Raw genomic sequence first — 21,921 nt, forward strand, 5'->3', positions numbered from 1 at the left:
ATGCCAAACTTTTTATCAAAAAATCACGAGTCTACAGCAAAACATCATTTAAGCGTTCTTACAAACGATGTGCGCATGTGGCTATCGCAGCGCGTGCTAGCAGCGAAAATAACTCTAGTTTTCTTGGTTATTAACCTTATTCACTGGGTTTTCCGTACCGTAATGCACATCTATACTTATGGTACCAATGCAACTCTTGCACAATTCTTCTCGTATCATAAACCGAAAATAAGCTCTACTTTTTTGTTTGGGCATAGAAATATTACACAGCTTCTGATTAAACTATTCCACTCGCTATTTTTTGTAAATAGTTTCTCATCTCTAATAGTAAATGCAATACTTTCACTTGTTTTAATAGGATTAGCCGAAACACGTATCGGTAAAATGCGTTTGCTTTTTGTTTCCGTAACAAGCACTCTTATTGGAACAATACTCGGTCTTACTTTAATCGGTAATCTTTCGATGATTATTAGAAACATGCGTTGGATTACTAGAATACCAATTAGACTTTCTCCTTTTACACTTTTTGTTGGAGCTTTTATGGCTGCAGCAACATGCGAATCAATACTGTGGCGTAGACGAATGTTTGTTTTGGGATATGCAATCACGTCTGCAATGCTTCTTTATAGTGGAAATCCTGGAGATTATTGCACAATTTTTGCAGCAATTTGTGGCCATATCATTGGCAATCTGATGAACAAAAATAGCAATGCTAATACAAATACTGTGAAAAGCGCTAACTGGTGGGAAGGAACAGACTACGAGATTAGACGTCTATTTTCCATAACTCAATTTGTTATGGCTTTAGGACCAGTTCTTGCACTATCTTCTAGATCTCATGCTGGAATACTAACTACATTAGGTTTATTCATGTCTCCGCAAATGGGTACGAAACCGTGGCTAGCAAGATGTATATCAAACTATAGTTCAAGCAGTTGCCTGCTTCATTCAGGATTACAGCACGCAACAATAGGAGGTCTTTGGATTCGTATTCTTTTGCCTATTGTCACTTTAATGATTATATCTTGGGGACTTTTACGCGGAAGAAGACTTGCAGCTTATGCTGCTATAACAATCAACGCAATTACAGCCGTATATGCAACCATGTATTTTGCTATTTTGCCTTTGATTGCAACTAAGCAAACTGTAATTTTCCACAAGAATAATGCTACTTCTATAGCCTTTATGCTTACAGCTTTGCCTCCTTTATTAATCGCAATCCTACTGTTTATAAGCATAAAGCATTTTCCAAATCATAGTGATAAACTCGAGCGCAGAATTGGATTAGCCGCAATTGTTTTTGCACTATTCTCTACTGGAATAGGATATGTTTTCTTCGGGTTAATTGCACCAAATGAATTTAAGCCTGTAGCAGACTTGCATCATTTACTACGTGACCTTCCAGGACGTTGGATGCCTATGGGCTTTGGATTAAGATCCAATGCCATGCTTACACCTATAACACCTTTGTCTTCAGCAATAACTCAAGGTGTTGGAGTTCTATTCTGGCTTGTTCTTTTTGCTGTTTGCATGGTGTGGTTTAGAAACAAAATAACAATTAATGAAGAAGACCGCGAAAAAGCGAGCAAGTTAGTTCAACTTGGTGGAGACACCATGAGTTTTATGACAACATGGCATGATAACCACTATTGGTTCTCTAACACTGCACGTTCAGCAATAGCATATAGACTTAAGTATGGGGTTGCTTTAACACTAACTGGTCCTTTCGGAGATAAAACAGAATATAAACAAGATTTGAAAGCGTTCATTCAGCTTTGCGAGCAAAATTCTTGGTCGCCAGCATTCTACGCTGTTCATGATGAAGAACGAAAATCCTTGGAATCTCTTGGTTTTTCTTCTATAAAAGTTGGAAGCGATATGCTGGTCTACCCTAAAGAGTGGCAAACTAGGGGTAAAAAGTGGCAGGATATTCGCACTGCCATAAACAAGGCAAAACGTGATGGAATAACGGATGTTCTTAGCACATACAACGATGCTCCTTGGGAAGTTCAGCAACAAATTATTGAGATTTCGGAAGAATGGGCAGAACTTAAAGCCCTTCCAGAAATGAAGTTTACTCTTGGCGGTTTGGAAGAATTGCATGATCCTAGAGTAAAGATTTTGTATGCGATTGACGAGAACAATCGCGTTCTTGGAGTTACAAGCTGGATGCCGACTTATGACAATAATCGCGTAATCGGGTGGACTCTCGATTTTATGAGGCATCGCACAGATAGCCCTAATGGAATTATGGAACTGCTTATTGCGAGAATGGCAGAACGGTTAAGAGACGAAGGTCTTGAAAATCCAGAATCTGCTGTGGAGTTTATGAGTCTTTCTGCAGCTCCTCTTGCTGGAATAACAGATATTTGTGAGAATCCTACATTAAGCAATGAGGATTCTGGCAAAGATACTCATGCAAGCCAAAAGCCTACGATTCATGGGGATTCTCAATCTTCGAATCATCATGAATCAAATGATATTATTGTTCATACGCTTGAAATGATGTCAGATATTTTGGAACCAGCCTACGGATTTAAATCGCTATACTTCTTTAAAAAGAAGTTCCAGCCGACTAATAGGCCTGTATACATATGCTATTTGGATTCTGCAAAACTAGCACAAATATCTTTGGCGGTAACAAGTTCTTATTTGCCAGAGACTAATCCTAAGCAGATTTTAGAAATGATAAAAACGCTTAAAAAATAGTTCATAGTAATATATAGAAAAATCAGCCTAAATTCTAAATCTAGGCTGATTTTCAACTGTAAACAATTAGAGTGATTAATGAGTTTGCAATCAATCTACACTCTGATTACAGTCTGGGCATAATCCAAACACTTCCAAAGTGTGATCTATAACCGTATACCCATGAGATTCGGCGATCTTGTGAATCCAACCCTCATCATCAGGAGGCTCTATATCAACGGTTTTACCACACTTTTCACACACAAGATGGTGGTGATGAGTATTCTCATCGCAAATGCGAAACAGTTGCTGTCCATTAAAACGAACAGTATCAACATCGCCACTTTGTGCAAGCATATTAAGCTGACGATACACTGTGGCTAAACCAATGATCTCGCCATCTTCCACAAGCGCGCGATGCAGATTCTGTGCAGAAACAAAATTACGTGAAGCTCTTAAATGTTCAAGAACAGTTTCTTTTTGCTTAGTGTTTCTGCGTACTGGCTCACCAACCATTATTTAACCTTTTACCTTTCAAACTATTAAAAAATCTAATACTAGTCCAACAAACTATAACTATTTAAATTTTAAGACTAATACTAAATCTTTTAATCAAGCTCGTCATCCCAACACCCAGTAGCATCTAATTCTGCAGCTTCTTTAACTGGGTCATCACACAAAACAGTAATATGACCCATTTTGCGATTCTTACGAACCTCAGCTTTGCCGTAATCGTGCACATGCCATTCTGGATGCTCTAATATAAGCGAACGAGTAGGAGCAACATGTTGACCAAGAACATTAACCATAACTGCAGGAGAAAGCAGCTTAGGCTTTTTTAAAGGCCATCCAACAATACCGCGAATATGTGCTTCAAACTGATCCATATCGCAAGCTTCAATCGTGTAATGACCAGAATTATGAGGGCGAGGAGCAAGCTCGTTTACTACTACACGATTATCTTTAGTAATAAATAACTCAATACCAAGCGTGCCAGCAAGCTCAAAACCTTTAGCAAGTCGAAGCGCTAAATCGTGTGCGGTCTCTTCTACTATAGAATCCACCACTGCAGGTGCGAGAGTCATATGAAGAATGCTATTATGATGAACGTTTTTTACAAGAGGATAAGTCACAAAATCATTACCATTGCCAGAAACAAGAATTGAGGCTTCAAAAGCAAAATCTACAAAACCTTCAAGAATTGACGGAGGGAATTTTCCTCCCCTATCGGAACGGTGATGAATATTAGCAACATCTTCTTCAGTGCGAAGAACATCCTGACCATGACCATCATAACCACCACGACGAGTCTTAAGAATAGCAGGCAAACCAATTTCTTCGATTGCTGCATCTAAATCGTCAAGATTATTGACTTCACGCCATTTAGCAGTCTCAATACCATGTTTATTAATAAACTCTTTTTCACAAACACGATCTTGCGTAACACGCAATAAATCTGTGCCCTGAGGAATAGCAGTTAAATGACGAACTTTATCTAACGCATCGGCGTTAACATTTTCAAACTCGTATGTAAGAACATCACAACGTTCAGCAAGCTCGCGCAAACCTTCAGGATCATCATAATTTGCCTCAACCTGCAAATCTGCAACCTGAAATACTGGGCAATCAAGCGTTGGATCTAAAACCCCTATGCGGAATCCCATATGTCTAGCTGCAATAGCCATCATGCGTCCCAATTGACCGCCGCCAATAATTCCAATAGTGGCTCCTGGCATCAAACGCTCTACAGCACCATTAGTGACTTCAGATAAGCTCGGCATTAGATTCCTCAACCTTCTCTTTTAATTCTTGACGGTAATCTTCAAGTTCGTCTGCAAGACGATTATCTGTTGTGCTCAACATGCTTACTGCAAGCAAACCAGCATTTGTAGCACCCGAGTTACCCACAGCTGTTGTAGCAACAGGAATACCACCAGGCATTTGCACTATAGAAAGCAAAGAATCCCAGCCCGAAAGAGCATGGGATTTTACAGGAACACCAACAACTGGAAGAGTTGTTTGAGCAGCAATCATACCTGGTAAGTGTGCCGCTCCACCAGCGCCAGCAATAATTACGCGAAAACCATTTTTTCTAGCACTGTGAGCAAAATCTGCCATAAGTTCTGGAGTGCGATGTGCAGAAATAACTTTTTTCATATACGGCACTCTGAATCTTTCTAGGATTTCGCAGGCATGACGCATGGTTTCCCAATCACTTGAAGACCCCATAACAACTGCCACAATAGGCTTAGAATCTGACACTTCAGCCACAACAACCTCCCCGTGTATGCACTAATACGCAACTTCTGCGCAAAGGTTACGCACAGGTTTTACTTTACGCAGAAGCACGGAAAAATTGTTGATAATTAGTCTTTTATATTATTTTTTTGTTAACTGTTTGTTTTTGAGAACATATTTTATGTCTGCAGCAGCCGCCACATCGCTCGAATGTGTTACAACAATCACGCATTTTCCGTGTTTATGAGCTGCGTCTTTTAAGATTGATATAACTTCTTGTGTTGTATTTGGATCCAAGCTACCTGTTGGCTCATCGGCAAGAATAACAGGAGCAGAAGATACAAGCGCTCGCGCAATAGCCACTCGCTGCTGCTGCCCGCCAGAAAGCTTTGTTATATTTCTAGTTGATTCGTCTTCACTAAGTCCCAGTTCTTTAAGAATCTTAGAATCAGCATTTGAATTAACAAGACGCAAGTTTTCTACAGGAGTCAAGTAGTCGATTAGATTGAAATTCTGAAAAACTAAAGACACATGATTCTTGCGATGATTAGAATATCCACCATTCTTGGAAATATCTTGTTCATCAAACAATACTGTTCCTTTTGTTGGAGTATCTAATCCCGCTAGAAGAGATAGCATAGTGGATTTTCCAGCTCCAGATGGACCCGTAATACTGTATATTTTCCCTGATTCAAAATCCGCATTAACGTTTTTAAGAACAGGAATATTAGTTGCACCATAAGAATAATCAACGTTGTTAAGTTTTAATAAAGTAGTCATAATAAAACTCCAATATTTTCTAAATTTAATATTTCATACTTAATATTTAATACTTGTAAATTTTTAATTTTCTATCAGAATCCGAATCTTATTCTTAATAAAATCCAGTTAAATCCAATCTTCTAATTGATTCATCTTAATTATCTAAGAAAATCACCTCAGCTCATTGAACTCAATACAAAACGAGGCTTTTTAAACATTATTGGCGCAAGAGCAATGCATAGAGATACAAACGCTATAGCAAATCCTATAAGAATAGCAAAAAATGTTTGTTTATTTGGAATCCAAGAAATGCTTAAGTCAGAAATTGCACTATTTGAGACATTAGCCAATAGCATTGATCCTACACTTGAAGATATTGCAGACCCAATTAGAATTGATGCAACTGAACAGAAGGCTGTTATTATAAAAACTTCTATAATCATTTGCAAAGCTATTACAGACTTGTTCATACCAATTGCCATTAGAACTCCAACTTCGTGAATCCTTCCTCGAACCCAAAAAACAAGAACTAAACCAAGCACTATAATTCCGACTAATGCAAGACACATTAAAATCATAGTTACTAGTTGCTTAACTGTTTTTACAGATTGAAGAACAGAGGCAAATCTTTGCGCATTATTTTCTACAGAAAGCATGCCATCGCCATCGTTTTTAGCGATTTTATTAGCTTCTTCTAAAGCTTTAGTTAGATTATTTGAATTTTGCATAACGCACTTTATAGAACTGCGATTTTTACTTCCAGACAAGTAAAGAGCGGATTCTAAATCAGTTATTACGCGATTTTCGGAAGAATCGGAAGGCAACGCACCTTTTGTTTGCATCTTGCCAGAAAAAATACCAACAACCTTAAGATTAATGCTTTTGCTGCCTTGTTTTAGCTTTAAAACAGACCCGAGTTTAAGATTATTTTGCTTAGCAAAGCTCTTGTGAATTATTGCAGATTTTGCTCGCTTAAAGTTGCCAGATACAGAAGAATCAATATGATTACCTTCCTCAAGCTTATATAATCCTTCTTGAAAACCTTGTGATAACTGTGATTTAGTTGTTCCCGTTATTGAAACAAGCGAAAACATTCCATCATTGTCTAAACGCGGACCATTTATTGGCGCTACAATCTTAGCGTTAACAGGATTTGCTAAAACATCTTTTTCTTCTGCAATAGTTTTTATTCCACTAATCTTTTTAAATTTTGCAATAAGACTTTCGGAAATTCCTTCGTTTTTTTGCAAATCTTGAGGAATATCTTGCTGTGATTGATTAGCAGAATCACTGGAAGAATCAGACTCTGGCAAAGTCTCTCCCTGCGTTTTTGCATAAACGCTAAAACCTAAGCCAATATTAGAAGCTATTTGATTCTCAAGATTTTTTACAGAAGCAATAACTCCACTCTGGCAAATAAGCGCACTAAGAACAACCGTAATAATCAAAGCTAAAATAGCACTGCGCCTTGGTTTTCTAACTATAGCTAGCCAAGCTCTTTTTATAATTTGAGTCATTTTACCACCTACTTTTGCATGCCAAGCAAATCTCTAGGAGACTTTCGCAAAATAGGAAGATAAGACAACGCAACTGCCACAATAATAACCATCAGAACAATTAATGACGATTGAATTAAACATTCTGTGTTAACTTGAACAGCAATCTTATCTAATGTTCTCGTTGCCATGCTCGATTCTAGATTTCCTCCAGCTTGACCCATCGAACTAAGCTGCTGCGCGGCAGAATTTTTTACTGAGCCTAATGCACAATCACTAATCCAAGGAGATATTGCGCTCGCAAAACCGTAACCTATTGCAATGGCTGGAATAGCAAGTATCACAAGCTCAGAAATCTGCTGCAATACAAGTGATGCCTTTCCAACACCAATTGAAGTTAGAACACCAATTTCTCTTCTACGCTCATTAATCCAAAGAATAAGCACTAATCCTAAAGCAATTACAGCAAACGCGCTTACCGCAATAACTGTTATGTTCATCATGGATTTTACGCCTTTTGCTGCGCCAATCATGCCTTGCACAAACTGATCGTCTCTAGTGATCTGATAGTTTTGCAAATCAATCGGAAGCTTAGACGCTTCTTCAATCACAGAATCTGCGTCCGCTCCTTTTTTAACCTTAAAACTTGCGTCCTGGTATATCTCTTTTCCAGGCTTATATTTGTAAAGCTCTCTGGTTGTTTTCAAATCTGTATACACAGTATTTGCAGTTAATTCCGCACGTGTTGCAACTGGGCGATTATTAGCTCCGCCATAAATTCCAACTATGCGTGTTTTTACTTGCTCCGTAGAATGGTTAAGATTATCGGCGTCAAACGGGTTTGCTTTAAGTGTTAACGAATCGCCTAATTTTAAGCCATTTAGTTTTGCTAAATCTTCGTGGATTAAGGAAGCATGCTCATCTGATTCTTGCAAAGCTCTTCCTTTAACCATGTGAATTGATTTTGTTTTGAACGCATTTAGACCCTTAGAGGAGTTTGTTCCCTCTAAGTTTACAGCGTTTCCAAATTGCTTTTCTCTGCGAGCATCGTAGTCTTGAACACCTTTGATTCTAGCTGCTTTTGCACCAACTAAATCGGCAGTAACATTTTGACGCAAAACATAAGAATCAACGTTTTTTAAAGACGCGATTTTTTTAACATCACTTGGTTTAACGGTTCCTGCTCCCCTAGGAGTTCCAGGATTTACTTGCGGATTATTTGCTAAAACAAAACTAGATTCTGCTTGTTCTTCTACTTTTTTGCCTTCTTTTTCCGCAGCAATCGCAACTGCAGAAGATGCTAGCAAAAGCGTTGAAATCAAAGCTAGTATTACAAACACGATTGCTGTTTTTACTCTTTTTCTCAAAACGTAGCGTATTGCGCGAGAAATAAATGTCATAGACTACCTTCCTCATTGAACACTTGTCATTATGAAATTGTCTGTTACAAAATAGATACAATAAGTACAATCTCGTAGCTTATATGATTTACCCTTATAAAAAGCTAAGAAAGAACTGTTGATTTTCTTTAAATATCTTAGAAAATTTTATGAAAATTACTGATTTAATCTAAAAAATATGCGCAATATTGTTATAATCATTTTAAATATTTTTAGTTGTCAAATGATTATAGAAGAAAATTACGCAAACAAACTATAAGTTTTACTAATTAAAACTTACTAGTCAAAAAAATTTATTTTGCATGATTTAACTAGAATTTGCATGATCATTTTGCAGGATTTGCATGGATAAAGGCGTATAAAACAACAAGGCACACCAAAACAAAAAGGCGAGCACGTTGTATTACAAGTGCACGCCTTAGTTCTATAAATACACTTAAATCGCAGTGCCGTGCTGATCGAGTCGCGGATTTTGCTTAGAGTTGCTAAAGCTAAAGAACAGTCCAAACACGCCCAAAGCAAACAACACTGCAACAGTTATAACAAGCACCATTGGCTGACTTGGCAGCCACATAATAACCAAGAACGCGAATGCAGAAAGCAAAAGAACAGCCCAAGAGCACACGCCAATAACCTTGCGAACAGTATTCCAAGTATCATCTCCAGCCTTAGCTCGCTTAATATTGCGAGTCAACTGTTCCTCTTGTTCTGTAACGCTAGAAGATGGCTTCCAACCGTCAACGCCGTTTTCTTGAAGTCTTCTTGAATGTTCTTGCAGATTATATTCGTCAATCATTCCACCGCGACCGCGGCCATTCGTTTGATCGTATTGAGACGGGATTCCCCTACGACTCTGCCTGGCTTTTGCTCTACGCTCTTTGCGGTTTGCCATGATTGATTCCTTTCTGCATTGAATTTTCACACAATACGAATCATTTTAACGCATAACTAAGCCATTTTGGCACGCGTCAACAATTTTTTCGATTAATAAATCGTTTAATAAACGCCCTTTTCGAGTGGCAACAATACGATTTTTGTTCAACACTGCCAAATCTTCTTTACACACTTCGATTAGAACTTTTTGCAAATAAGAATCGTCAAATTCGCAATTGGCTTTACGCATCTTTGTACACAATGCATCAATACTAAGCCCATCTCTAATGCGCAACCCAAGCATTACCTCTTCTATCAACGCATCCTCACTGTTTATACACTCGTAGTTTTGCCAAGGCACGTTTCCTGCATTAATCGCATGCGCCCAACGTTTTGGATGCAAAATACCCCAAGATCTAAGATTGTAAAACTTGCTTGAATCCGCCAAAAGAGCACAATCATCCATGCTTTGCTTGCTAATGCCGCTCACCGCATTGTAGTGCGAGTGCGCACCCGGGCCAACCCCTGCCCAATCAATGTTCTTCCAATATCCAAGATTATGTTGAGACTCAAAAGCAGTGCGCGCCCAGTTAGAAATCTCATACCACTTTAAGCCAGCAGAATTAAAAAGCTCGTCTGCAACTTCGTATTTCGCGGCTTCATCATCGTCATCTGGCGCGTGAATTGTGCCAGCAGAAATTTGGCGACCCATTTTTGTGCGCGGCTCTACTGTTAGCGCATACGCGGAAACGTGGTTAACGCCCAGGCTCAAAGCCATTTCTACCGACTTTCGCCAATCGTCTAGACTCTCCCCTGGAGCTCCATAAATCAAATCAACGCTTGAGCGCAAACCACAAGTATTCGCTGCTTTAACTCCGCGCTCTACGTTTTCTGGAGTATGCGTGCGGTCAAGCGTTTTTAGCACATGCGGCACAGCCGATTGCATTCCAAAAGATATTCGTGTAAATCCGCCTTCTGCAAGCGTCTCAATATAAGACTCATCTGCAGTGTCTGGATTTGCTTCTGTAGTTATTTCCGCGCCAGGCATAATGCCCCACAAGTTACGTATTTCTTGCAAAATTCGCACTAAATCTTGCGCTTTAAGAACGGTCGGAGTCCCGCCGCCGAAGAAAACAGATTGCGCTTTAGGCTCGAAAATCCCGTGAAATTCCTGCCACTTTTTTACAAGACGCATCTCGCGAATCGCAACATCCGCGTACCCTTCACGACTCGCACCTTCGCCCAAATCACGAGCAGTATACGTATTAAAATCGCAATAACCGCAGCGTCGCAAGCAAAACGGCACGTGCACGTAAACTTCAAAAGGCATGATTGAATGTGAATCTTCACTGGTCTTATTCGATTCAAAATTCAATATAAGCCTCAGCCTTCAGACTTTTGCGCTGCACGAATCTTATCTTTAGTGTCTCTATCGTTTGCGCCATCATCCGTAGTCAAAGCCGCAACAAACGCTTCTTGAGGAACTTCAACGTGTCCAAGCATCTTCATGCGCTTCTTACCAGCCTTTTGCTTTTCAAGAAGCTTGCGCTTACGAGTAATATCGCCGCCGTAGCATTTAGCGAGCACGTCTTTTCTAAGCGCACTAATCGTTTCGCGCGCAATAATACGCGAGCCAATCGCAGCCTGAATTGGAATTTCAAACTGTTGGCGAGGAATAAGTCCGCGAAGCTTCTTCGTCATCATAACGCCGTAAGAATAAGCCTTATCTCGGTGAACAATCGCGCTAAAAGCGTCAACCTTATCTCCCTGAATAAGAATATCTACCTTAACAAGATCTGCAGCTTGCTCGCCATCTTCGTGGTAGTCAAGAGAAGCGTAGCCTTTTGTGCGGCTTTTAAGCTGATCGAAGAAGTCAAAAACAATTTCCGCAAGAGGAATTCTGTAGTGCATTTCCACGCGATCGGCACTAATGTATTCCATTGTGCCCATTTCTCCGCGATGATCTTGGCACAAGTCCATAATCGCGCCAATAAAATCTTTAGGCGCAATAATATCGGCAGCAACCATTGGCTCAATAATGCGCTTGATTTTGCCTTCTGGGAACTCGCTAGGATTAGTCACATGATGCTCGGTGCCGTCTTCGCTAGTAACATCGTAAGTTACGTTTGGAGCAGTTGAAATAAGATCTAATCCAAATTCTCGACTTAAGCGCTCGGAAACAATCTCCATGTGCAACAAGCCTAAGAATCCGCAACGGAAACCAAATCCCAACGCAACCGACGTTTCTGGCTCGTAAATAAGAGCAGCATCGTTAAGTTTTAGCTTATCGAGAGCATCTCTTAGCTCTGGGAATTGCGCGTTATCGATTGGGAATAAGCCAGCGTAAACCATAGGCTTAGGGTCTCTGTAGCCTTCCAAAGGCTCGGATGCAGGATTTACGGCGCTAGTAATAGTGTCGCCAACTTTAGACTGGCTAACGTCTTTTGCACCCGTAATTACGTAGCCGACTTCTCCCGCTCCAAGCGCCTTTGTTGGAGTCATATCTGGGCTAATAACGCCGATTTCAATAGGATCATGCGTCATGCCAATACCCATCATATGCAATTTTTCACGCGATTTAAGCTCGCCATCAACCATACGAATATATGTGACGATTCCGCGATACGAATCGTAGACTGAGTCAAAAATAAGCGCACGAGCAGCACCATTAGGATTTCCACTAGGAGCTGGCACTTCCAACACGATTTGGTCGAGAAGATCTTTTACACCTTCGCCAGTTTTTCCAGAAACACGTAAAACTTCGTTAGGTTTGCAACCAATTAATCCAGCTATTTCTTCAGCATGCTTGTCTGGCTCCGCACTAGGCAAATCGATTTTGTTTAATACAGGAATAATCGTTAAATCGTGTTCGATTGCCATATAAAGGTTAGAAAGCGTCTGCGCTTCAATACCTTGAGTGGCATCCACAAGCAAAACCGCACCCTCGCATGCTGCAAGCGCACGCGAAACTTCGTAAGTAAAATCAACGTGACCAGGAGTATCAATCATGCCAAGCGAGTACTCTTTACCGTCAAAAGTCCACGGCACGCGAACAGCCTGCGATTTAATAGTGATTCCGCGCTCTTGCTCAATATCCATGCGATCCAAGAAACGATCTCGCATCTCACGTTCTGGCACAATCCCAGAAAGCTGCAAAATGCGATCCGCTACAGTAGACTTGCCATGATCTATATGCGCAATAATGCAGAAATTGCGTATCAACGATTGATCCGTAAATCCTGGCTGGTTATGCGGTGTAATCAAAGCAAATATCTCCTTTTAAGACACAATGAATATATAGTATAATGTGCATCAAGCACTGTAACTCATTAATGGTAGCAACTTGACTACCCTAGTCCAAGAAGATAAGAACAGCAAGTTATGCACTTAATTACATTTAATCCATGCAGTAAGCATTATGGTGATTAATATTCGTGAAAATTAGTGGTTTTATCCAAGAATCATGCTATGCTTACCCTTTGTATGTCCTTGATATAGCAAACGTCGTTTGGAGTAATAGTGGCAAACATTAAGTCGCAGAAAAAGCGCGTGCTCACCAATGAGAAGGCACACAAGCGTAACGTGGCAGTGAAGTCTGCTTTGAAGACTACTATCCGCGCTACTCGTGAAGCCATCGCTGCTGGTGATAAGGCTGCAGCTGAAGCTGCATTCGCAGTGGCTGCTAAGAAGCTTGACAAGGCTGCAGGTCGTGGTGTGATTCATAAGAATCAGGCTGCAAACCGTAAGTCTGGTCTTGCTTTGGCAATCAACGCTCTTTAAAATAGTCGCATTAGATTGCGATCTTAATTAGAGTTTGAAAAATCTCCGTTATCATTTGTGTACATTTGGTAACGGAGATTTTCTGTATACTAGACCATTTTTATATATAAAAACAAGAATAGTTCAAAAATAAATAAAGTAATATCAAACGCTAATATGCATTTTGAATTGAATATCTCCATACTTTGGTGTATAAGCAGCAGCACCAAAGGCTATTATTGAACCAAAAGAGTCCTTAACAATGGATTCAACTGCGAGAGCTGGAGTTTTATCTTCAACCTGTAAAACTTTTGCCATGGTTCCACATAGTTGTTCAATATGAACAGACAAATCATTTTCACAAAGCTTTACAGCGTAATCGCTTTCTAGGAACTCTGCTAAAGATTTTTTCGTAAAATCATGAGTCAAAACTTTTGGAAATCTTGAAGCTTCAAGATAAACTACACTGTAATTAGACAAAACATCATCAACATACTTTAATCGTTTAACACAAATCAGATCAATTGACTCATGTAGACCAAGCTTATGAGCAGCAGATTCATCTTTAACTACATCGTTTTGGATAACTTTGATTCGTATATGTTTTTTGCTTTCAGAATAATTCTGGTAAAAGCCTTGAACCTGGTCTGATATAACTTCACGGTTAACACTGTGAATAACATCTCTTGCTCTAAAAGTTCCTTTGCCTTGTATTCTTACAAGCAGACCTTCCAATATCAGATTATCAACTGCATGTCTAAGAGTAATTCGGCTAACGTTGTATTGCTTACACAATTCTACTTCTGGAGGAAGTTGTTCGTCTGGCTCCATTAAGTCAATGCGTTTCCTAAGATTGTCTCGCACGGCAATATATTTAGGTACACCTTCGGTCACAATCCACTCTCCAAATAGTAATTTTCTTTTAAAAGCTATTAAAAAAAAAATCTTAAAAAATGAAGCTTTTAAGAAAATTTTTACAAATTTGCTTTCAAAACACACAACAGTTACATAGTATCAGTATATTATGCCAATATACGATTAAGGCGCGCCTATACTACAAAAGGCTACAATCTTAAATTATTGATTAAAGTTGCTATTTAATCGCAAATTCAAGATTATAACCTTTTAGACTTATCGATTCTATTTTTTAATTGTGATTTGAGTTTAATTTCTACGATAACTCTTCACAATTGTATTAGTTTTCAATTGCATATTTGACTTTACTATTTTCTCTGCGAGTCAACAATATTGAAGACGCATAGAAAAGAACATAAGATATCACAACTGCAATAATACTTACGATTTTGCCTCCTGCAACATTCGTGTAACCAAGAAAAACTCCAGTTACACCAAAATCAGCATCTGAATAAGTGGAGTTTGCAGAACCAAGGTTACCCAAAACAGGCAAAAGAAGTAACGGCAAGAATGTAATAACAATACCATTAACAAAACCGCCTACAACGCAGCCTCTTCTACCAGCTTGACCGTTGCTAAATACGCCAGTAACACCACCAGCCATAAAGTGGGCAACAATTCCTGGAATAACAACTGTTGTGCCAGCCAAAGCCATAATAACCATTCCAACGATTCCGCCAGCAAAGCTTGCCAAGAATCCAATAAGAACAGCATTTGGAGCAAAACCAAAAGTCATAGGAGCATCCAATGCTGGTTTAGCGTTTTTAACGAGTTTTTCGGATATTCCTTTAAATGCTGGAACAATCTCATCTAAAACAACCTGTACGCCTGCAAGAATAATGAAAACGCCTGCAGAGAACATTGCAGCCTTAAGAATAACAAACACAATAAAGTTTTGCCCATTAGATAAATGCGATTCAATATATTGCGGCCCCGCAAAAAGTGCTACAACAGCGTAGATAATTGCCATTGAAAGTGCAATGAGAACAGTCGTATCTTTTAAGAATCCAAGAGCAGCTGGGAACTTAATATCTTCAGTAGACTTAGACGGATGCTTTTTAGAAGCTGTAAGTTTTGCAATCAAAGTTCCAATAAGAACTCCACTACTAGTAGGGTGTCCAAGTGCAACATCATCTTTGCCGGAAGCAGTGCGCATAAATGACTGAACCAATGCTGGAGAAATCGTAATAAGTAAACCTTGCGCGAATGATCCGAGAATAATAACGGTTAGAGTATTAAAACCTGCGACATTGAAGATTACTGCGAGCATACTTGCCATATAGAATGCAACGTGACCAGTTAAGTAAATGAACTTAAATCTAGATGTTATTGATAAAACAATGTTAACAATCATTCCAAAGAAGAAGATTAATGCTGCTTCTGATCCATACTTCATAAGAACTGTACCGATTATAGCTTCATTATTTGGTACTACGCCTTGAACATGGAACGCATATTGGAACATGCTCCCAAAAGGATTTAGTGCTTCAGTGACTACTCCAGATCCGGCTGCCAATACTAAGAAACCAATCATTGTACGAATAGAGCCTTGTACTATGTCGGAAATCTTTTTGCCTTGTACTGCAAGACCAATTAGAGAAATCATTGCAACTATTACAGATGGTTGTCTAAAAACATCTAGCAGTATAGACAGAACACCGTTCATAGTCTCTCCTTATATATTTTTATTAGTATGTGAGCTGATTTTGGCATGCATAATTTACAAAATTACAAGAGAGAAAATGTAATTAATGCCAAAAGTCTTTTGCCCAAACTTAACTTAGTGCAAGAAGCCATAATAACGGATAAGCCAAGACATAAATTTGTTATAATGTTATATTCAATTTTTGATGATTTTCGTATATATTTTAAATAAAATGAAAATTATTAAGCATAATTGCGATTTAATAGAAAATAATACAACAAAATCGCAAATAATCTGAAATTTACTAGCATTTCATTGCAGAATAACGTAAAAATATGTGAAAATAATCACAATAATTACAATAAAAGACACACCCACAATGCAAAAATCACGCAAAAAGCCAGAAAAACACTACTCAATAATCCAAGCTAAACCAATCAAAACAGCCAAGAAAAGAAGATTCACAATTGTGTACATAAGCAAATAGCGACCCTTATTATGAGGATACTTATGCGTAATACTCTTGTATGAAATCAAAGATGCCATAGACGCAATAAGCGTTCCCATACCGCCAAGATTAGTACCAATAATAAGCATCTTCCACTGGTCGCAGAAGCCTGAAAGTAAGATAGTAGTTGGAACGTTACTAATCATCTGACTAGAAACAACCGAAACTTCCATAGGATGAGAGCCAACCCACATTTGTGCAATCTCGGTAAATCCTGGGACCCTACGCATGTTTCCAATAAAAATAAAGAACATTATAAATGTAAGAGGCAAAGCCCAGTCTAGAGCGCGGAACACATGCGAATCGCAAATAATAAAGGCAACAACAACTGCCAAAACCATAATCCAGTCTGGAATCCAGCCAGCTACTCCACACAAGCACAAAACAAATAAAAGACTATAAACAATAACTCGCCATTGAGTAAAACCAACACCGTAACCCATAACGCGAATCTCATCTGGCTTAGGTGATTTAGAGTGCGGAGCCAAGACACTTTGTTCAATGTCATCTCCATGCAAGCCCTCAAATTGATCGACTTTTCTAGAGCTAAAGAACACAAACGCAAACGCAATCATAAGAATCGCAGCAGTAAGCGTGTACGGAGCCATAATGGAAAGAAAGTTGCCAGTAGACATTCCAGTAAGCGCTTTAAGATACAAATTGTGCGCGTTGCCAATAGGAGTTAGCATACTTCCAACGTTTGCACCAATCGTCATTAAAGTCACAACAAGAATTGCATGCTTTTCTGCATTCGCCATCATCAAAACAGAAATCGCAAAAGGAACAAAAGTTACAAGCGCAACATCGTTAGTTATAAGCATCGCTGAGAAAAACGTTAAAGACATAAGAACTAGAACTAATCCGCGCTCAGTTCTTACTCTTCTAAGAAGATTTGCACCAATGCTTCTAAAAACACCTATTCTCTGGAATCCGCAAACAACCATCATTAAGCAAACAAGCTGAGAAATAGTGTTTACGTGAATGTAGCTAAAATATTGCGCATCTGGTGGAACGAAAAAGCAAGAAATAACAGCTAAAACGGCGGCCACAATAAGGATGGTTTCACACTTGACCAAATTCAGAAGCCAACGCCTCATCGTTCCTCCGTGACAAAAATACACAACTCGTTCAATTGTATAAGAAACCCAATCCAAAGGGGCAAAAATTCCCGACAAAATCGTTGAAATAACAAGGCATATTGTCTTAAAAGAGCTTTAATTTTGCCACAAAGCAAATAGGCAAAAATCCGCCCATTTTTATGACACGCGCAAAATGGGCGCATGTCGTAGAAGACTATATTATAAATGGAAAAGAAGTCTTGAAGTTTAAGCTTAAAGGCTGAAACAACTTAAAGCAAAAGCGAGAAGCGCAATTATGGCAAACGAAGAATTGCAGAAAACAAAACAAAACAATCATAAAAGAAACACAGCAGACTTAATCGTAGAATGCCTTGTAAATGAAGGCGTTGAAGTTGTTTTTGGAATCCCAGGCGAAGAAAATATTCCGCTTTTAGAAGCAATCGAACGAAATGGAAATATACGCTTTGTGCTTACTCGCCACGAGCAAGGCGCAGGTTTTATGGCCGCAACTTATGCTCATATTACTGGAAAGCCAGGCGTGTGCTTAGCAACGCTTGGACCTGGAGCATTAAATCTTACTCTTCCAGTAGCTCAGGCAAACGCAAGCACAACCCCGCTTGTTGCAATATGCGCTCAAGGAAACGTATCTCGTCTTTATAAAGAATCTCACCAAATCATTGATTTGGTGTCATTGTTCCAACCGATTACTCAGTGGTCTTCGATGATGTTAGCTCCAAGCACTGCTCCAGAAATGGTTCGTAAAGCTTTCTCAATAGCTCAAAGAAAGCGTCCAGGAGCAACCTGCCTTGTAATCCCAGAAGACATTAGCGAAATGAGCGTTCCAGAAAACGCAAAGCCACTTCCACTTCCAAGACCTCTGCACATCCTTCCCGCTCCAGATACTATTGACGAAGCTGCTAAAATCATTAGCCAAGCAAAAACGCCGATTATTCTTGCAGGAAACGGAGTTGCACGAAGCCACGCTCAAGATCAGCTACGCGCTTTTGCAGAACAGCTTAATGTTCCAGTTGCAACAACATTTGAAGGCAAAGGCGTGTTCCCAGATAATCACCCTAATGCTCTTGGCGTAGTCGGATTCATGCATAGGGATTATGAGAATTTTGCTTTCGATACAGCAGATTTGATTATTGCTGTTGGATTCTCTATACAACAGTTTGACCCTAAGAAGATTAATCCAAATATTGACAAGACTATTATTCACATAAACACATTTGTTGAAGACACAGACGCACACTACCCTACTGCCCTAAACATTATGGCAGATATTGGTCAGACTCTTAAAACTCTTACAAATGTTCTTAAGGATAGAAACATTACTTTTGATGTAACTCACCCAAAGATTCGTCAAATGATTACAGACGAGCTACGTTCATTTGAAAACGATAGCAGCATTCCTATGAAACCACAGCGTGTTGTATACGACACTAGGCGCGCTGTTCCAGAAGGAACTAAGGTTCTTGTAGATACGGGCGCTTTAAAAATGTGGATGGCAAGGCTTTACCCAACAATGCACCCAAATACCTGCATTATAGACAACAGCCTTTCTACAATGGCTTGGACTTTGCCTGGAGCTGTTGGAGCATCGTTTATTAAAGATAATAGTGGAAAAATCAACACAAAGCCTGTTCTTGCTGTTATGGGCGACGGCAGCTTTATGATGAATGTTCAAGAGATTGAAACCGCTGTTCGCGTGGGTTCTAGAATGGTTGTTCTAGTTTGGGAAGACAACGCTTACGGATTGATTAAGTGGAAGATGGACTTACACGCTGGAGAACACGAATACGTTGATTTTACTAATCCAAATGTTCCAAAGTTGGCGGAAAGCTTTGGAGCTAGAGGCCATGTTGTACAAAAGCCAGAAGACTTATACAACATGCTTAAAGAAGCTTTGGAACAAGAAAGCGGCGTTGACGTTATAGCTTGCCCAGTGGATTATAGCGAAAACATGAAGCTTATTGAAAAGCTTGGAGACATTGATTTTGGCAACTAGGTTGATTGTGGCAACTAGAGTGCTAATTGCATAAGAAGAATCTCCGCACTTGCATTAATTCAGTTATCATCTGCCAATTTAAAGATAGTTAAAGGTAGTTTTCTGAAGCATGAATGCAATGCGGAGATTTTTATAATACTTTTACAAAACGGTTTAAATATTTAATTTTCCTCCTTTGCTTTATCGTCGTAGCATCTGCCAATAAGAGCTGCTCCTAACGCACCAAAGAACACTTCTTGATTTGCAATCACTACACGATCGGATATTTTTAGTGAGGACAAAAATGACGATTTTTGTTCAAGTCTACAAATATATTCTTTTACGCCTTTTAATAAAATTGCTCCTGTTTTACTCACTCCTCCACCAATAACAATAATCTCTGGATCAAAAGTAACTGTAATAATCTGTAGTGCACTAACTAAGGTAGAAATGAACTTATTCCATACTTTTTCAGCTTCTTTATTTTTAGCAGAAACATTGCGCAGCAAAGACGCAATAGGATACTCATTCTTTGCTGGCCAAAGTTTAGATAAACCAGTTCCAGAGATTATTGTTTCTACACATCCACGCTGCCCACATGGGCAATCCCTACCCTGCGTATCAGCAATTATATGACCTATTTCTCCAGCCACACCAGTGGAGCCATGGAAAATAGAGCCATTAATGATAATTCCCGCAGAAACTCCAGTACCTAAATTCAAAAACACTAAACTACTAGAATCAGAACCATAATAATTATATGCACCGAATGCTGCAGCATTAACATCATTATCTATTACAGAATTCAATCCAAAACGTTTACGTATTTCAGTCTTAAAATCTATACTATGAGATCCCAAATTTACTGATTCAGATACTTGCCCAGTATGTTGATTAACTAAACCAGGCACACCAATTCCTATAGTGAATTTAGTATCATTGCCATATTTTATGATAATTTGATTAATCACTTCAGAAATAAGCTTGCACACTTCATCGACGATCTCTACTTCACCTTGCTTGGTAGAAACTTGAGAATGCGCAATCAGTTCATTATTAGCATTGAAAGCTGCACATAATACTTTTGTTCCACCTACATCTACCCCTATGCTTATATGCGACGGTGTGCTGGGCGTCATAATAAACTCCTTAGAAAAATACTTCTGCTTTGAAGTTGAACCCTATTAAACCAATTAAGTACAATTATTGCACTAAAAGATAAAAATGCAAGACTATCTAATATATTTAATAAAAACATTGAAAAATAAAGGAATCTATAGCCCTAATATTTCATATATAAAAAATAAAATTAGAAAATATTTTACAAAAACATGTTTTAGTATATATTCCAAACTATATATTTATCTGATAGAATATCATGTATAAAACAATGGGCATTAAAAGTGGAACGACGACATGAGCATAAAAACAATAGCGAAGCCAATGATTAATCAATTAATGACAGTGTCTCAAAAAACCATACCTGCCGACGCAAGAATAAATAACAGAATGCTAATATTCAACTATTTATTCCCAAAACAAATACTTTCTAGAGCTATGCTCGTAAGAAAAACAAAATTATCAAAAGCATCTATTTCAACCGTCGTGTACGAAATGCTTGAAGACCACATATTAGTAGAAAGTGGTCAAGAGTCAAAAATAGAAAGAGGTAAAAAAGGTACACTACTCGAAGTAGACGCAAACTATTGGAACATTATAACTATAGATCTTTCACAGCCTTGTCTCATACAAGGCGCTGTTGTTAATCTGTGCGGAGATATATTAAAAAGATCGGAAATATCGTTATATAAAAGCACAGATGCGAACTGTGAAAAAATCATAGAAGTTTGCAAAACTCTAATAAATAATTCAAATAATCACATACTAGGAATAGGAATTGCTGTACCTGGAATCGTAGACGATGAAGGAAGAGTAGTTCGCTCATCGAATCTTCAGTGGGAAAATATAAACATTAAAGAAGAGTTGATTAAGCATTTTAATTGTCCAATTATCGTTGATCATGACACGAATAGCGCATTACTAGCCGAAAGATTCTTCGGCAACGGCGTACCAAATACAATATTTATACAGTTATCGTTAGGTGTTGGCGCATCAATATTAATAAACGATGCTATTATCACTGGAATAAATAATTCTGCAGGAGAAATTGGTCATATTACAGTAGATCCACAAGGACCAGATTGTTCATGCGGCAAAAAAGGTTGTTTAGAAACATATATTTCCGCGGAAACACTGCATAGAAAAATGTTTACATCAAACAGAAAACCAGAAGATATATTAGCGGAGGCAGGTAATTATTTAGGAAAAGCTCTCACAACAACAATTAATCTTTTAGACCTAACAGACGTGGTAATTTATGGACCATCCGACATTGTAAATAAGGTATTTATAAGCTCTACAGAAAAAGCAATACAAGAATATGGTCCATACAGTCCAAAACATCCTTGCACAGTAAGAAGATGCACTTGCAACAATGACATAACTCTTATAGGAGAATGTATATCAGTAATTCAAAATAGAATCATGCATCTCTAAAATATAAAAAGC

General features: G+C 38.7%; 17 protein-coding genes. 4 read left to right on the forward strand and 13 right to left on the reverse strand.

From position 1 onward, the window contains the following. Complete coding sequence (locus HXT24_RS05160) at positions 1–2,709, forward strand: bifunctional lysylphosphatidylglycerol flippase/synthetase MprF (RefSeq protein ID WP_422119278.1); 2,709 nt, start codon at positions 1–3, stop codon at positions 2,707–2,709. 90 nt (positions 2,710–2,799) lie between these two features. Here HXT24_RS05160 and HXT24_RS05165 read toward each other — a convergent pair whose 3' ends face one another. The 9 genes from HXT24_RS05165 to lepA form a co-directional block, all read right to left on the reverse strand. Next, on the reverse strand, positions 2,800–3,204 hold the full coding sequence (locus HXT24_RS05165) for a Fur family transcriptional regulator (protein WP_004120727.1): 405 nt from the start codon (positions 3,202–3,204) through the stop codon (positions 2,800–2,802). A 92-nt stretch (positions 3,205–3,296) separates the two neighbouring features. Next, positions 3,297–4,469 carry a 5-(carboxyamino)imidazole ribonucleotide synthase gene (gene purK / locus HXT24_RS05170; RefSeq protein WP_004120730.1) on the reverse strand — a complete coding sequence of 391 codons (1,173 nt, stop codon included), beginning with the start codon at positions 4,467–4,469 and terminating at the stop codon, positions 3,297–3,299. Next, on the reverse strand, positions 4,453–4,917 hold the full coding sequence (gene purE / locus HXT24_RS05175) for a 5-(carboxyamino)imidazole ribonucleotide mutase (RefSeq protein ID WP_217430555.1): 465 nt from the start codon (positions 4,915–4,917) through the stop codon (positions 4,453–4,455). Before purE ends, purK begins: the two co-directional genes overlap by 17 nt. Positions 4,918–5,067: 150 nt before the next feature. After that, positions 5,068–5,706, reverse strand: a complete 639-nt coding sequence (locus HXT24_RS05180) for an ABC transporter ATP-binding protein (RefSeq protein WP_353582808.1) — start codon at positions 5,704–5,706, stop codon at positions 5,068–5,070. Between the two features lie 158 nt (positions 5,707–5,864). Continuing rightward, on the reverse strand, positions 5,865–7,205 hold the full coding sequence (locus tag HXT24_RS05185) for an ABC transporter permease (RefSeq protein WP_422119279.1): 1,341 nt from the start codon (positions 7,203–7,205) through the stop codon (positions 5,865–5,867). Between the two features lie 8 nt (positions 7,206–7,213). Then, on the reverse strand, positions 7,214–8,584 hold the full coding sequence (locus tag HXT24_RS05190; RefSeq protein ID WP_415685765.1) for an ABC transporter permease: 1,371 nt from the start codon (positions 8,582–8,584) through the stop codon (positions 7,214–7,216). Between the two features lie 436 nt (positions 8,585–9,020). Beyond that, entirely contained in the window at positions 9,021–9,476 is a 456-nt protein-coding gene (locus HXT24_RS05195; protein WP_410309877.1) for a tripartite tricarboxylate transporter TctB family protein, read from the reverse strand. 45 nt (positions 9,477–9,521) lie between these two features. Continuing rightward, positions 9,522–10,787, reverse strand: coding sequence for a radical SAM family heme chaperone HemW (gene hemW, locus HXT24_RS05200; RefSeq protein WP_422119609.1), 1,266 nt, complete (start codon positions 10,785–10,787; stop codon positions 9,522–9,524). Between the two features lie 53 nt (positions 10,788–10,840). Next, positions 10,841–12,721: a translation elongation factor 4 gene (gene lepA, locus HXT24_RS05205; protein WP_422119280.1), complete on the reverse strand. Its 1,881-nt coding sequence runs from the start codon at positions 12,719–12,721 to the stop codon at positions 10,841–10,843. A 255-nt stretch (positions 12,722–12,976) separates the two neighbouring features. Here lepA and rpsT point away from each other — a divergent pair, with 255 nt between their 5' ends. After that, positions 12,977–13,237, forward strand: a complete 261-nt coding sequence (gene rpsT / locus HXT24_RS05210) for a 30S ribosomal protein S20 (protein ID WP_422119281.1) — start codon at positions 12,977–12,979, stop codon at positions 13,235–13,237. Between the two features lie 144 nt (positions 13,238–13,381). Here the strand turns inward: rpsT and HXT24_RS05215 are convergent, their stop codons facing one another. From HXT24_RS05215 to HXT24_RS05225, 3 genes are all read right to left on the reverse strand, one after another. Continuing rightward, positions 13,382–14,110: a GntR family transcriptional regulator gene (locus tag HXT24_RS05215; protein ID WP_422119282.1), complete on the reverse strand. Its 729-nt coding sequence runs from the start codon at positions 14,108–14,110 to the stop codon at positions 13,382–13,384. 301 nt (positions 14,111–14,411) lie between these two features. After that, entirely contained in the window at positions 14,412–15,797 is a 1,386-nt protein-coding gene (locus tag HXT24_RS05220; RefSeq protein WP_004113572.1) for a PTS ascorbate transporter subunit IIC, read from the reverse strand. A 390-nt stretch (positions 15,798–16,187) separates the two neighbouring features. Beyond that, positions 16,188–17,381, reverse strand: a complete 1,194-nt coding sequence (locus HXT24_RS05225; RefSeq protein ID WP_415685763.1) for an SLC13 family permease — start codon at positions 17,379–17,381, stop codon at positions 16,188–16,190. Positions 17,382–17,658: 277 nt separating this feature from the next. Here HXT24_RS05225 and HXT24_RS05230 point away from each other — a divergent pair, with 277 nt between their 5' ends. Next, positions 17,659–19,374, forward strand: coding sequence for an acetolactate synthase large subunit (locus HXT24_RS05230; RefSeq protein ID WP_101887970.1), 1,716 nt, complete (start codon positions 17,659–17,661; stop codon positions 19,372–19,374). Between the two features lie 161 nt (positions 19,375–19,535). Here the strand turns inward: HXT24_RS05230 and HXT24_RS05235 are convergent, their stop codons facing one another. Further along, positions 19,536–20,492, reverse strand: a complete 957-nt coding sequence (locus HXT24_RS05235) for an ROK family protein (RefSeq protein WP_415698579.1) — start codon at positions 20,490–20,492, stop codon at positions 19,536–19,538. 277 nt (positions 20,493–20,769) lie between these two features. Here HXT24_RS05235 and HXT24_RS05240 point away from each other — a divergent pair, with 277 nt between their 5' ends. Continuing rightward, complete coding sequence (locus HXT24_RS05240) at positions 20,770–21,909, forward strand: ROK family protein (RefSeq protein ID WP_422119283.1); 1,140 nt, start codon at positions 20,770–20,772, stop codon at positions 21,907–21,909. The last annotated feature ends 12 nt before the right edge of the window (positions 21,910–21,921 follow it).

The sequence above is a fragment of the Gardnerella sp. DNF00354 genome (assembly GCF_049262755.1).
Taxonomy (GTDB): Bacteria; Actinomycetota; Actinomycetes; order Actinomycetales; family Bifidobacteriaceae; genus Bifidobacterium; species Bifidobacterium vaginale.